This window comes from Rubripirellula obstinata (assembly GCF_001642955.1).
Lineage (GTDB): Bacteria > Planctomycetota > Planctomycetia > Pirellulales > Pirellulaceae > Rubripirellula > Rubripirellula obstinata.
In genome coordinates, this window is record NZ_LWSK01000036.1 from 37,836 (window position 1) to 51,118 (window position 13,283).

General features: G+C 52.8%; 10 protein-coding genes. 4 read left to right on the forward strand and 6 right to left on the reverse strand.

Annotation, left to right across the window (positions count from 1 at the left end; all coding sequences use genetic code 11):
- Positions 1-107 precede the first annotated feature (107 nt).
- On the forward strand, positions 108-3,164 hold the full coding sequence (locus RC85_RS11205) for a glycoside hydrolase family 2 TIM barrel-domain containing protein (protein ID WP_068262496.1): 3,057 nt from the start codon (positions 108-110) through the stop codon (positions 3,162-3,164).
- Between the two features lie 7 nt (positions 3,165-3,171).
- Here the strand turns inward: RC85_RS11205 and RC85_RS11210 are convergent, their stop codons facing one another.
- Positions 3,172-4,719: a BNR-4 repeat-containing protein gene (locus RC85_RS11210; protein ID WP_068262499.1), complete on the reverse strand. Its 1,548-nt coding sequence runs from the start codon at positions 4,717-4,719 to the stop codon at positions 3,172-3,174.
- Positions 4,720-5,193: 474 nt separating this feature from the next.
- Between RC85_RS11210 and recA the strand changes: the two genes are divergently transcribed.
- Both recA and RC85_RS11220 read left to right on the forward strand, forming a co-directional pair.
- The gene (gene recA, locus RC85_RS11215; RefSeq protein WP_068262501.1) at positions 5,194-6,318 is read left to right on the forward strand and encodes a recombinase RecA; all 1,125 of its coding nucleotides are present in this window, start codon (positions 5,194-5,196) and stop codon (positions 6,316-6,318) included.
- Between the two features lie 134 nt (positions 6,319-6,452).
- A complete protein-coding gene (locus RC85_RS11220; protein ID WP_068262503.1) occupies positions 6,453-7,097 on the forward strand; it encodes a Uma2 family endonuclease in 645 nt (214 codons plus the stop codon).
- 15 nt (positions 7,098-7,112) lie between these two features.
- Here the strand turns inward: RC85_RS11220 and hemP are convergent, their stop codons facing one another.
- The 5 genes from hemP to RC85_RS11245 form a co-directional block, all read right to left on the reverse strand.
- Positions 7,113-7,343 carry a hemin uptake protein HemP gene (gene hemP, locus RC85_RS11225; protein WP_068262506.1) on the reverse strand — a complete coding sequence of 77 codons (231 nt, stop codon included), beginning with the start codon at positions 7,341-7,343 and terminating at the stop codon, positions 7,113-7,115.
- Positions 7,343-9,082, reverse strand: coding sequence for a Kelch repeat-containing protein (locus RC85_RS11230; protein WP_068262532.1), 1,740 nt, complete (start codon positions 9,080-9,082; stop codon positions 7,343-7,345). The genes hemP and RC85_RS11230 overlap by 1 nt, the downstream gene beginning before the upstream one ends.
- 151 nt (positions 9,083-9,233) lie before the next feature.
- Positions 9,234-9,659, reverse strand: a complete 426-nt coding sequence (locus tag RC85_RS11235) for a hypothetical protein (RefSeq protein WP_149752777.1) — start codon at positions 9,657-9,659, stop codon at positions 9,234-9,236.
- Entirely contained in the window at positions 9,656-10,618 is a 963-nt protein-coding gene (locus tag RC85_RS11240; protein ID WP_160148127.1) for a DUF1559 domain-containing protein, read from the reverse strand. The genes RC85_RS11235 and RC85_RS11240 overlap by 4 nt, the downstream gene beginning before the upstream one ends.
- Before the next feature lie 51 nt (positions 10,619-10,669).
- On the reverse strand, positions 10,670-11,470 hold the full coding sequence (locus tag RC85_RS11245; protein ID WP_068262514.1) for a hypothetical protein: 801 nt from the start codon (positions 11,468-11,470) through the stop codon (positions 10,670-10,672).
- Between the two features lie 314 nt (positions 11,471-11,784).
- Here RC85_RS11245 and RC85_RS11250 point away from each other — a divergent pair, with 314 nt between their 5' ends.
- Positions 11,785-13,050 carry an outer membrane protein assembly factor BamB family protein gene (locus tag RC85_RS11250; RefSeq protein ID WP_235033297.1) on the forward strand — a complete coding sequence of 422 codons (1,266 nt, stop codon included), beginning with the start codon at positions 11,785-11,787 and terminating at the stop codon, positions 13,048-13,050.
- The last annotated feature ends 233 nt before the right edge of the window (positions 13,051-13,283 follow it).

Below are 13,283 nucleotides of genomic sequence, written 5' to 3' on the forward strand. Positions count from 1 at the left end.
TGAACGATAAAGAGACTGAGCTTATTACCATCGGTCAAAGTCCCCCGATCGTACCTGATCCGGAAAGGCGGCGGGGGATGGTGCGATGCGGTAGAGTATCGAGTGATATGAATCAATCAAAAAGCGAGAAAATCGAGATGTTGAAGCTTGTTCCAATGTTCCTATTGTTGTTTACAGGAATCTGTTCTGCTGAGCAGGTGATCTTTGATGATGATTGGAAATTTATCGAGGCGAACCCTAGTGGGGCTGAGGCGGTAGGTTTCTCGGATGACACGTGGCGTTCTTTGGATCTGCCGCATGACTGGAGCGTCGAGGGCAAGTTTGATCGTAAGAATCCCAGCACCGATCGAAGTGGCTATTTGCCGACCGGAATTGGCTGGTATCGCAAGGCGATCGACGTGCCGGATCAGTGGAAGGGCAAACGTGTTGCCATCGAGTTTGATGGAGTGTTTCGCAACAGCACCGTTTGGGCGAACGGTCAAATGCTGGGCAAGCGTCCCTACGGCTGGATCTCGTTTGGATACGACATCAGCGAGCTTGCCAATGATTCTGATCAAATCACCTTTGCCGTGCAGGTAGACAACAAGCTTCAACACGCAGCACGCTGGTACACCGGCAGCGGTATCTACGGGCACACCTGGATCAACGTGCGCGAACCGGTTCACGTTCCGACGTCCGGGGTTTGGATACGCACCGAAGGATCCAAGGTCTCGATCGATACAGATGTGGTCAACACGTCGGATAATGATGTTGAATGTTTGGTCAAGACCACGTTGATCGATGCGCAAGGAAAGACGGTGGCGACGCAGCAGACGCCGTTGGTTTTGAAGCAGGACGATGCTGATTCGGTATCGCAGGTGATGCAGATTTCTGATCCATCGCTTTGGTCGCCGGACAGTCCTTATCTGTATCGTGCAATCAGCGAGGTGCTGGTGAATTCGCAAGTGCTGGATCGCGTTGAGACTAGGTTCGGCGTACGAGACATTGAGTGGAAGCCAGGCACTGGTATGTGGCTAAATGGATCCGTCGTCAAGCTGCGCGGTGTTTGTCAGCACCAGCATGGTGGGGCATTGGGTGCCGCTGTGCCTAAGAAAATTATTCGCTACCGCGTCCAGCAAATGAAAGACATGGGATGCAATTCAATTCGCACCGCCCACAATCCTCACACGCCCGAATTCTATGACATCTGCGACGAACTTGGCATGATTGTGATGGATGAATTTGTTGACGGCTGGAATCGCAAGGCGAGAAACGACTACGGGGCGCATGATTTCGACCAGTGGTGGAAACGCGATTTGACGGATTGGATTAAACGCGATCGGAACCACGCTTGCGTTTTTCTATGGAGTGTTGGAAACGAAACTCATGGCGACGTCGGCAAAGAAATGGTCGCACAGTGTCACAAAATCGATCCGACGCGACCGGTGACCTCTGGAAGTTCTGGTTCTGAATTCATGGACATTTACGGCATGAATGGGGGCAGCGAAGGAAAAGGTTGGTTTGATACTCTGAAGAACGATCGCGTCTTCATCGGTACCGAGAATACTCACACTTGGCAGACCCGCGGTTACTACCGCACGCAAACCTGGTATCGCGACGGCAAGCTTGATGTGGCCGTTGATATTCCCAATCTGACCGACAAAGAAATTTTTACGATCGACTGGGCGACCAATGCGGATCGCAGCAACCGAAAACAGTTCTACAAATCCAGCTATGACAACGCGACGGTGCGTTCACCGGCTCGACGTGCGATCGCTCAGATTCGCGACGTGCCCAACAATGCGGGAATGTACCGTTGGACCGGACACGACTATCTCGGTGAGGCAGGGCTGGCTAGCGGAGCATGGCCATTCAAGCTTTTCTCCGGCGGCACATGCGACTTGGCGAACTTTGAAAAGGACCTTTACTACCTGTATCAGAGTCAGTGGACCAGCGAACCGATGGTGCATGTTTTGCCGCATTGGACCCATCCGGTGATGAAATCCGGGACGGAAATCCCTGTCTGGGTCTATTCCAACTGCGACGAGGTTGAGTTACTGCTAAACGGTAAATCACTGGGCAAGCAAAAGCCGGGTACGAAGTGGCAGGAAATGCAGTGCCAATGGATGGTCGGCTGGGAACCCGGTGAATTGATGGCGGTCGGTTCCAATGACGGGCAAAAGGTGGCTCAGCAAATGATCCGAACAGCGGATGAGCCAGCAAAGATTCGACTGTCGGTTGACGGAGAACCGTTGGCCAAGTCTGGAAAAGATATTGTTCAAGTGCGAACGACGTTTCTGGATGCCAAGGAAGAGTTTTATCCTTATGGCGAAAACCGAGTCTGGTTCGATTTGTCGGGTCCGGCTCGCATTAAGGCTCTCGATAACGGCAAGCCCAATGATGTCGAACCGTTTTACGGAATGACCGATCGTACTGGGTTCTTTGGATTGGCCAGGGCGTATGTTGAGTCAACGAAAGTTCCAGGCGATATCATGTTGACCGCCGGAGCAATTTTGGGTGACAAGAAATTGCGGGTGTCGAACAAGGTTCATATTGATGTTCAACAAATCGGACTTCGTGGCAATCCGTCGCCCGGTTCTATCGCGATCTATTACACCACCGATGGAACGCAGCCCTCTGACGCATCGACGCGTTATGAAAGTGGCTTTGAAATCCAGTTGGGGACAACGGTGAAAGCGATCGCAATCATTGACGACAAAGTTGTCCTGAAGATGGAGGAACGATTCGCGAAAGATGTCGGTCTGCTTTGGGAAGGCGGCGGAACGGACGCCGACTTTGGCGGTGACCAGGCAGAGGACGCTGAGTTTGCGGGGGCGAAGAGATCAACCCAAGGTAAGAATTACAACGGCAACGCGTTTTTGGACATGGGCAAGAAACCGGGGTCTTATGTCGAGTGGTACCAGGAGAATGATGGCGACACTCGCAACGTCAATGTGAAGTTACGTTACAGCGGCAGTTCAGCGGATAAGAAACCGTTGAAGGTCCGGTTGAACGTCAACGGAATGGCGAACCCCAAAGAGATCAAACTGACGCCCGCATTCAATTCGGGAAAGCATTGGAGAACGATGGACTTGCCAATCACTCTTAAACGGGGCGCAAACACGATTCGTTTGACCACCGTAGATGGACGAGGTCTGTTGATTGACGAAATCTTGATCAAATAACTCTGCATCAAATAGCTTTGCGGCGGCGTCGCATCGCGAGGCAGGATGCGGCGATCAACGCGGCCAATGAGCTTGGTTCTGGGATTGCCACGGACGGATTGATTTGGAATTCGACGACGCGCAGCGGACTTCCGCTAGCGATTTCGTCAAACCGTTCGGTTGCTTGCTCTTGGATGAAGACGGACAAAACTCCATCGTCGAACAAACGATCTTGGTCAAGTTGCGGCGTGCCTTGGAAATTGACGCTATTGTCCGAAAGCAATACCTCCCATTCCGACAAGCCGACCGCAGTACGCTCGGCACCTGCGATCACAAAGTCGCCATTGGGCGCGGTGTAGAGCGCGAAGACATTGCCGTTGCTGTCGACTCCGACGCGTGGTCGGCTGCCAACGGTTCGGCTGGGGTCATCGAGGTTTACCGGCAGTATGCTAACAGCCCATTCACCGGTCAGCGGATCGCGATAGTAATGATGGTACGCCGAGTCTTCGCGACTGAATCTAGCATCGCCTTCTTCCCACTCAAAACCGGGTTCTTGGCGTCTATGCCACATCACTGCGTGAACGCCACCTTGGCCATCAACCGCTTGGCCCTGTTGATTGATCAGTGCTTGACGAATATCGAGATCGACGACTTCGATACCATCGGAACCAATGGTGATGGGTGCCGCCTCGGTGCCGATGACTTGGTCATTGTTGTTTTGCCAAGTCCGGCCTCCGTCATTGCTGTAAGCATAATTGATGTCGTGGTTGTTTTGTTGCCGTTCACGCCATGTCCAAGTTGCGTGCAAGCGTCCGCTGCTATCGGTATCGATACCGTTAAAATATGCGTTGCGGGTTGTGTTGATGTCGCCGTTTAGGTCGGTGTAGCTGCCGCCTCCGGCACGCCCCTGGATCATCGTTCTTGGGCTGGACCACTGGCCGGTCGCGGGGTTGTAGTTGGCGATCAACGAATCGCCATTGTTGCTGGAACCGACACGGTAGTTGAAAATCAATTCATCGCCGACGTTGGTAAAGCGAGGGTAGGTGACTTGCGGAAGCGTGGTTTGATTGAGTCCATTCAAATTTAAAGCATCGCGTTCTGGTTTAAAGATTGCGGCATTCCAGACGCCGCCGGAACTGGTTGCGACACCCGGATCCGTCGTCAGGTATCGCAGTCGATCGACGTGGTGATCGTACGCCAAATGAATTCGTCCGTCGTTAGAAATCCCCATGGAGATCGTGTTGTGAGAATCCCATGCGCGGCCTGACGAAGTGGAATTTGGTGTCGCGTCGCCATTGTCCAAGCCGTAACCCGTGTCGATTGTTTCCCAAGAGTTACCGGTCAGCTTGCGGCGGGAGATGAAGATGTTTTCGTCACTGGAACCGTTGTGATACCAAGCTGCGTATTGGTATCCCTGGTGTGTTACGATGGTGTCTTGTTGGTAAGGCATCCCGTTAATGGTGCGACCAAATGATCCGTTGCCAGCCAACTGCAAGGCGTTGGAATCCAGCGTCATGTCCGCTGTTTTGGTGAGCGAGAATTGTGCTGCAACGGGTTGGCTAGAAACAGCAAACATGACAGCGAACGTTAACGCCCAAAGACGCACGTTTTGCCAAGGCCGTTTTGTGATGGAAACGGAGGACTGTTGATGTATTGGAGAGTCGGTAGTGCGTCGTTCCATTTTGGCCTACGTCAGTTTTCAGCGTTTAGACAATCTGCATGCGTTTTATCCCGCCCGCTACGCCTGTTTTTGCAGTGATTCCTGCCCGCAAGCGTAATTCAAACCAGAGGATTGGCTGGAAAGTACTCAGAAAACGCTTCGTCAAACGTGCGAAGCCATGCAATTGACCAGACGTGTCAATGACAGCGCGGATACTCTAAGTGTCAGAGGGAAACGCGGTGGACAGCGGGGGAAAATGACTCGTGGAAAACTTGTCAAAATCGCTTGTGTCAACTTCGCGACACCGATACTATATGGGCGTTCACTGATCGTAATTCATTGTTCGCATTGAATTTAGAAACAGCACTTAGGGAAAGTTAGGAACTGAACATGGCCAAGAAAAAAGCACCTGCATCGTCATCCAAGAGCAAAGTTGACCCAGGTTTGAAAGAGGTTTTTGCTCGTGAGCCTGGTCTGAAAACGACTTTGGAGCAGATTGAAAAAGCGTTTGGTGACGGAGCGATCATGCCGCTTGGCGGATCTCAGTCGCTAAAGATTGACGGCATTCCAACCGGCAGCTTGTCGTTGGACATGGCGCTGGGTGGACAAGGGATTCCGCGTGGACGAATGATCGAAGTCTACGGGCCGGAATCCAGTGGTAAGACAACATTGGCACTGCACATTGGTGCGGAAGCTCAAAAAATGGGCGGCATCGCGGCGATCATCGATGCCGAACACGCCTTTGATCCAAGTTGGGCCAAGAAGTTGGGCGTCGATTTGGACACGTTGTTGGTCAGCCAACCCAGCAGCGGCGAAGAAGCGATGCAGATTTGCGAAATGTTGGTCAAGAGTAACGCGGTCGATATCATTATCGTCGACTCGGTCGCTGCACTGGTACCCAAGAAGGAATTGGAAGGTGAGATCGGTGATAGCCACGTCGGTTTGCAGGCTCGATTGATGAGCCAATCCATGCGTAAGCTGACCGGTGCGATTTCCAAATCAAAATGTGCCGTCATCTTCATCAACCAGATCCGTGAAAAGATCGGCGTGATGTTTGGCAGTCCCGAAACCACACCCGGTGGCCGCGCACTTAAGTTCTATTGTTCTTGCCGAATTGATGTTCGCCGAATTGGCGCACTGAAGGATGGCGAAGAGCAAGTCGGCCAGCGTGTTAAAGCGAAGATCGTCAAGAACAAGGTCGCACCTCCGTTCCGCATCGCCGAATTTGACATGATGCACAGCAATGGCATCAGCTTTGAAGGTGACTTGTTGGATCTTGGAGTCGTTCACAAGATCGTGAACCGCAGCGGTTCGTGGTTCAAGTACGGCGAAACTTATCTTGGTCAAGGCAAAGAGAAGGCTCGTAATTTCCTGATCGAAAATCCCGACGTCGCCGAAGTCATCAAGGACCAAGTTTTGGCGGCTGGCGGTTACGCTGACCCGGTCGAAGTCGAGGCGGAGGATAGCGAGTCCGATTCCAAAGAAGCAAGCGAAGCTGAATTGAGTAACAGCTAGGCCGTTGCCAACCAGCTAACAGAATCCTTTAGCCTCATTCATGTCATTGACTGAATGAGGTTTTTTGATGGTATGGCATCGTTGGATCGACTATCATCAACGACGTTGTCAAAGACCAACGACTGGAACCAATCATGAATCCCTCAGTCTCTACCTCCTTGGCTGATCGTCTCACTGACCTTGGGAACGTTCCGCTTGATCGAGTTCGATGTGATCCGCCGCCTGGAAAAGCAACGGTGGAAGATGTTCATCGCTTGCGCCAGTTGGAAGGGAAACTCTATGAGCTCATTGACAACACCTTGGTGGAGAAAGCGATGGGTTGGCAGGAATCAATGTTGGCCGGCCTGATTTTGCACTGGCTGCATGACTACTTGGAAGGTCATCCATTGGGTTTAGCGACGGGGGCCGACGGTATGACTCGTTTGTTTGGCGATACAGTCCGCGGGCCAGACGTTGCGTTTGTGAGTTGGGCACGTCTGCCAGATGGTCGTGTACCGGAACAGCCGATTCCGGATATGGTTCCTGACTTTGTGGTCGAGGTACTGAGTGTCAGCAACACGCGAGGAGAGATGTCACGTAAACGCCGCGAGTATTTTCATGCGGGCGTTCAATTGGCGTGGATGGTGGATCCACGTGGTCGCAGCGTTGCAGTTTTTGAAAGTGCCGAGCAGTTCACAATCCTAAACGAATCTGATGTTCTCGATGGTGGCAAAGTGCTTCCAGGATGGAAGGTCAGTTTGGCCGAGTTGTTTGCCGCTCTCGATCGCAAGGCACCCTAAGTCAAATCGTTTGGATTACTTCGACAGCACCAGTTTCTGATGCCGTGTCTTTCGTAGTCGGTAGAGTTGCCCGGCATGCTCGATCCAAACTTCGTCTCCGCATTTGGCAAGGTCATCAAAGCGGATGACCTTGCTGCCGGCATGCTTGGCTACCGGGCCGATTGCTAGGTTGCAATCAGTCGCCGGGATTACCGGTTTGGTTTCGTGACCCGAAACGTCTAGTGCGTCATTGGGACGGACTTGCATCAGTGTGTCTTTGGCAACGAGATAGCATCGATTTGAGTGAACTTGCCAATTTCCATGTTGGCTCCGCCGATCATCAACAGGGTTGAATTTTGGGCTGGAAGCATTCGATGAAAGAACCTCGCCGGATCCGACTTTGCGACCGTCCGCCAATCTTTAGCGGACCTATCTAACGCATGAACAAATCCGTCCATGGTGCTGACGTATAGCACGCCGCCAACGTCAAACGCGGACGATCCGAAACCAGACATTCCCGAACCCGGAATTGCTGGGCCCTCGGTCCAGGTGTCGGTGGCGGGATCGTAGATGTCGACGCGAGTGGTCGGTCCACCAACGGCCTGCATTCCACCAATGACGTAGAGTTTTTCGTCATGGGCAGCGACGCTGATCGCGCGTCGTTGGAAAGGCGGTGTTGCGATGGCTTGCCAATCTGCATCGCCGGTTGAAAGGTCCAACGACCACGCGGTGTCATGCCAACTGGCGTCATCGCCTTCCCCCTGCATTTGCCAACCGCCAAACACGTAGACGCGATTGTTTAAGACCGCGGCATCAAGTGAGGAACGTGGTTCAGGCAAATCGGGCAAACGGGTCCATTGTTTAGTCGCCGGGCTGTATTTGGCAACGATTGATTGTGAATGCAGGTCGTGGTCGTCACCGATCTCGTTCATGGCAGTGAAGCCGCCGATGCGAATCAGGTCATCGCCATTGGCGACCAAAGCTAGACCTTGCAGGCGAGGTCCGCCGTCGAGTTCTTTCCACTCACCGCTTCCGCCAGCAGAAAGATCCAAGCACCAGAAACGGTCGGATTGTTCGGCGGTGGAATAGGAATGAGCGTCGCCCGTGTGGCCTCCGTAGGCATACAGTTTGTCACCGGCAATCGCGGCACCGAAACTGGTTAGATCTTCGGGCAGGTCTGGCAGGCCGGATTCACTGATGGAAACGCCACTGTTGGGATCCACTTTGGCACCTGTTTTCTTTTTTGGCTTGGTTGATTCGCCGCTGTCAGGATCGCTGTCTGGATCATGATTCGCCGAATCGTGGAAGAAAGTTGCGGTCAGGTAGTTTGCAGCGCTGGTATAGGCTTCGCCATCCAGTTCACCCTTCGCATTTTTGTCCGTCAAGCCAACCATGATTGCGTTGAGTCCGCCTTCCACCACGTCTTTGCCGAACGTGACCATCCCGGCGGAATCGGTGGTCTGCGAATCTTCTTCGTGGCCCTCTTCGCAGTACAGTTTTACCTCCACGTCTTTCGCTGGTTTGCCGTTATCCAAAATCGAAACCAACACGCCGCCTTGAGGGGCGGGAGTGATCACTGATTGTAGCGCCACGTTCTGGCGAGCCGTCGTCGGCCAGGTCGATGAGTCGCGGCTGGGCAGGTGTTCGACGTGATAGGTCAGCTTCATCCCGTGATACAGTCCGTAGGTCACTGAACCAGAGATTTCAGCATCCGAATCGAATTTCGTTTTGCTGCGCAGGCCGACTAGTTCGTCTTCTTCTACTGCAGCAGTCACGATCGCTTGATCGTTTTGGTCAGCGTGCAATTGAATTGCTGCAACTTTGGCTGGCATGTGGTAGGTACGGTCGCTTGGTGAATCACCAAACCAAAATTCGACCTGCTGTTCATCATTGCTGCCAAGCCACGCCATGTGTGCGTGGGCTGTTTGTGTGGTGGCCAGTATCACCAAGTGCAGTGCGAGCAGGGACAAGGCTGCAAATTGGAACGGATGGGAGGCAATTTTCATGTTCATGTCCGTAGAGAATTCAGTTTGTGTAAGTGGAATCTAGTTGGTTGAGTTAAGCGAGCGATAATTCATAGTCGCCATTCGCTCCGCGAAAGTACGTCAGAGCACACTTTCGCGGAGCGAAAGGCGACACTTATCTTTCGCTCAGTTGTTAACGGTGGAATTCGATCTCGAATTTCAATTCGTTTTTGGTGTTGGGGGTGAGTTCACAAAACAGTCGGCTGTTCGCGTCAAATTCGGGGCCGATCATTGCGTTGTCAGGCGGTAGCTTTGCGGCTTGTTCAGGTGGAAGTATTTTTCTCATTTCTGGCGGCAACATTGAAAAACGCGCCACGTACTTTCCACCATGCAAACCTGCGTCTGCACCAATGTTGAATTCGCCATCGAAAACAGCGGTGTTCGCAATCGGACCGGAAGTTCCGGACATCGGATCCAGCGTAACGATGGCCCCGGAAAGTGGTTTGCCGTTGCAGGTCACTTTTCCATGGACGGTCAAACCACTTGCCACGTCTTCTTGGCAACCACTCAGTGCGGCGAATTGCAGTGCGAGCACCGCTGGAAACATTAAGCGAATCACCATGGATCCTTTTCAATCACAGTGCCATCGTTGCGTGCGGCCAGTTGGCGGAGCACAAAGGCATCGACTGAATCTGTTAAAAAGCGGACGCCTCCATCGCTGATCGCGACTTCGACACCACCGGCATGCGGTCCACGAAACGACTCGAATGATGCGGTGTCGAATGGGGCGACTCGTCGGGCATTAAATTTCCCAAACACGGTGGCCGTCGAATTGTAGGGGTAGCTCGCCGTCCATTGACCGAAGCTTTCGCCGCCACTGCCGGGCCATGGGAACGAGCCCAACGATTCGTCCTGCAGTTGGCTACCGAATTCACCCACCAGCAGCGTATTGCTGGTTCCATCTGCCCCGGCAATGTCATCCACGCTAATCCAAGACATCCATGACTCGGCGTCGGGTATTTTGCCGAAGAACACTCGGCTGCTGCGGAACACGTTCATCGCATCGACGAATGCTCCGTCATGCATTTGGTCGCGATACTTCATCGTTCCAGTTGAAACCGCGTAGCTGGAATATCCTAGTGAATCCTCCGTTACGGTCGGCAGTGACATCGATGGACAAAGGTAAACCGTGGGTGTCTTGCGGGACGCTTCTTCGTTGAACGGAGATGAAGCGTCTTCGTTAAAATCGAATTGCTCAAACAAGCTGTCCTGTTCAAGAAACGGCAGAATAGAAACCCACGGTGTAAGACCAGGCTTATAGACAGCACGACCATTGGCGACACCGTCCTGAATCCCCAGCACCGCAGGTGGCAATCGCCGATGTACATCGTTGTACATGTGAATCGCCAAACCAATTTGCTTCAAATTGTTGCTGCAAGACATTTTGCGAGCAGCCTCGCGAGCAGCCTGGACGCCTGGCAGCAACAAGCCAATCAGAATGCCGATAATGGCAATCACGACTAGCAATTCAACGAGCGTGAAAGCTGATGTATGTTTGCGTTTTGTTCTTTTGATCATTTGGATCTCCATGCAGTGAAAAAGCATCAAATGCAAATCGGTTTGTCGAATTCAGCTTGTTTTTGTGGCAGTTCGGCGACGGCGGCAAAACGCAATTCCAGTCAATGTTGCCATGATTGAAAAACTTGCAGGTTCCGGGATAGCCGTGACTGCGACGAACGGCGTCGATTGAGTGAACGTGTCAAACCGAACTCGGTCCAGCGAGACATGGTTCGATGCAGCGTTGAAATCCAATTCATACGAAGCCTGGGATTCAGTCAAATCCCAGATCGCCAAGCGACTGACAAGTTCTCCGCCAAAACCACCCAGCGTCATTCGCTCCGTTTCAATGCTTAGGTATGGCGAAACGCCTGCCGGATCGGCACTGGTTTTCAGCAAGAATGAGCTGTAATCCAATTCAGCACCCTGCGTCGTCCATTGCGCGACGATCCGAGTGTTGTTTCCACCGGACGTTCCAGAACGAACATTGGCAGTCACATCGGTGATGAAGTCAGGTTGAAATTCAGGAAGGCCCGGGGCGAAGTTAAACCCGTAGGCGTTGCCGCCGCTCGTGATCGTTGAAAACGAGTCAAATCGGATATTGCTCGGTGTGGTATTATCGTCGAATGACTCGCTTGCACCGACGACCGTTCCCGGAAGAATTCCTCCGGGAGTCGTTGCCCCGGCGAATCCGGTGAAGTCATTCCATTGGGCAAAGGTGCTGTTCCCTGCTTCAGTTCCCCATGTAAACACCTGGCCAGTGGTGCCAGGGACTGCTTCACCAGGGGTGAAGATTGCCGCAGAAACAGATTGCGTAAGTAGCGAACCAAACAAAAAGACGCACAGCAGTGTGCGGTTGAAGATGCGAAGCATCAAGAGTCTCCAGGCAGTGAAAAAATGAACGACGACTGCGGATCGTTCCGCAGGCGTGTTGCTTCGTTTTCGCTGGCTGGATGGTCAACAACGGAAAATCGACGTTAGCCGAGTTGCCGGTGACTCACCTTGCTTGCTACCTTTAAAAGCTAGTTGAGAATTGTTCTCAGGAAGAAAAATATACGCTTCGGACTCACGTGTAAAGTCGCTATCGCATGAATTTTGGAAAATATACTCGCGCCGTTTGTTTCAGCACTTTTGCCGCTAACGCTCTTGTTTTAGCTCGGTTTTGTTCACCTTTGTTGGCGATTGCCTTGATTTTCAGCATCGCGGATCGATCGGTTGTTTCCGCCGATGAGGCTGTCTGGGGGCAGTTTCAAAATGGTGGCTTGGCGGTTGCGGATGAAGATTGGTTGCCGACATCTTGGTCTCCCGAATCCAATATCGCCTGGACTGCCGAGATCCAAGGATACGGTCAATCGACGCCCATCGTTGCTCATGATCAGATCGTCGTGACCTCGACCAGCGGTGCTGAAAAAGACGACTATCACGTTGCGTCTTTTGCAATGGATGGAACCAAGAAATGGCAAGTCGATCGGACGAACCCGTCGCCGTTCAAGAATTCGCCGATGGTCAGTCGTGCGGCACCGTCGGCCGTCGCAACGCAGGATGGCTTTGTTGCTTTCTTTGAGGGCGGCGTTTTGGTGGGGCTGTCAACGAGCGGCGACGTTTTGTGGGAACGTGATTTGGTCGATCAGTTTGGCAAGATCGAAGCACGTCACGGTTTGTCAGCTTCGTTGGAATACGACAACACAAACGTCTTCGTTTGGATCGAACGCCAAACTGATCCCTACGTGATGGCGATCGATCCTGCGACGGGCGAAGAAGTGTGGAAGGTTCCCGGACTGGGGTCCACGTCCTGGAGTTCTCCTCGATTGATTTCCGTTGGCGAAGAATCGCACTTGGTTTGCAGTGCCAGCGGAAAAATTGTCGGGTTTGATCCGTCCACCGGCGATCGACTTTGGGAGTTCACTGACATCAGCGGCAACACATCCTGTACGCCCATGCCAGCGGGCGACGGAAGGTTTTTGATGGGGGCGTCGGGCGGCAGAGAAGAACGAAACGCGGGTTCAGCACCTCAGAACAATACACTCATCAAGATCGAAAAATCCGACGACAACACGTTTCAAGCAACAGCGGTTTGGCGTGCCGACAAGGCCACATCAACCTTCGGCAGCCCCGTTGCTGCTGGGGACACCGCCGCGTTTGTCAGTCGCGCCGGTGTACTCTTTCGGCTCGACCTGGAAACCGGCGAAAGGGTTTCAAACACTCGCATCAAAGCGGGCAGCGTTTGGGCCACACCGATCGTTGCCGGCGGCCAGATCTACCTGTTCGGCAGCAAGGGAACCACCAGTGTTGTTTCAATGGATGTCGGCAAAGAAATTGCAACCAATCGTTGTTGGGAAATCGAAAGCGAAGCTCCTGCCTTCGGCGGCGGACACAAGATTTATGCGGGAGCATTTGTAAAGCCGTACTTGCTGATCCGAAGAGGCGATCAGTTGTTTGCAGTGAAGCAATAACAGCGTTAAGCCCACGCGGCGCAACGAGCTAATGCGTGTTTCCCAGGACCAAAATTCTCCACGGCGTTGGATAAAAAGTTCTTTGCCGTGAAGGGTTTCTAAATCGTTTAACCGCGTGGGCATCGCCCCGCGCGTCCACGCGGAACGAAACGCGCGGGGCGATGCCTGGCCTGATGAAAATGTGTCGCTGTCAACTTGTCACGCCCCTTGAAAGTAGGCCGTAGCGAGCCATA

What these genes read in the sequence shown, in the direction of transcription:
- RC85_RS11205 (WP_068262496.1), top strand. Translation starts at nt 108, where the DNA reads ATGAATCAATCAAAAAGCGAGAAAATCGAGATGTTGAAGCTTGTTCCA.
- RC85_RS11210 (WP_068262499.1), bottom strand. Translation starts at nt 4,719, where the DNA reads ATGTTTGCTGTTTCTAGCCAACCCGTTGCAGCACAATTCTCGCTCACC.
- recA (WP_068262501.1), top strand. Translation starts at nt 5,194, where the DNA reads ATGGCCAAGAAAAAAGCACCTGCATCGTCATCCAAGAGCAAAGTTGAC.
- RC85_RS11220 (WP_068262503.1), top strand. Translation starts at nt 6,453, where the DNA reads ATGAATCCCTCAGTCTCTACCTCCTTGGCTGATCGTCTCACTGACCTT.
- hemP (WP_068262506.1), bottom strand. Translation starts at nt 7,343, where the DNA reads ATGCAAGTCCGTCCCAATGACGCACTAGACGTTTCGGGTCACGAAACC.
- RC85_RS11230 (WP_068262532.1), bottom strand. Translation starts at nt 9,082, where the DNA reads ATGAAAATTGCCTCCCATCCGTTCCAATTTGCAGCCTTGTCCCTGCTC.
- RC85_RS11240 (WP_160148127.1), bottom strand. Translation starts at nt 10,618, where the DNA reads ATGATCAAAAGAACAAAACGCAAACATACATCAGCTTTCACGCTCGTT.
- RC85_RS11245 (WP_068262514.1), bottom strand. Translation starts at nt 11,470, where the DNA reads ATGCTTCGCATCTTCAACCGCACACTGCTGTGCGTCTTTTTGTTTGGT.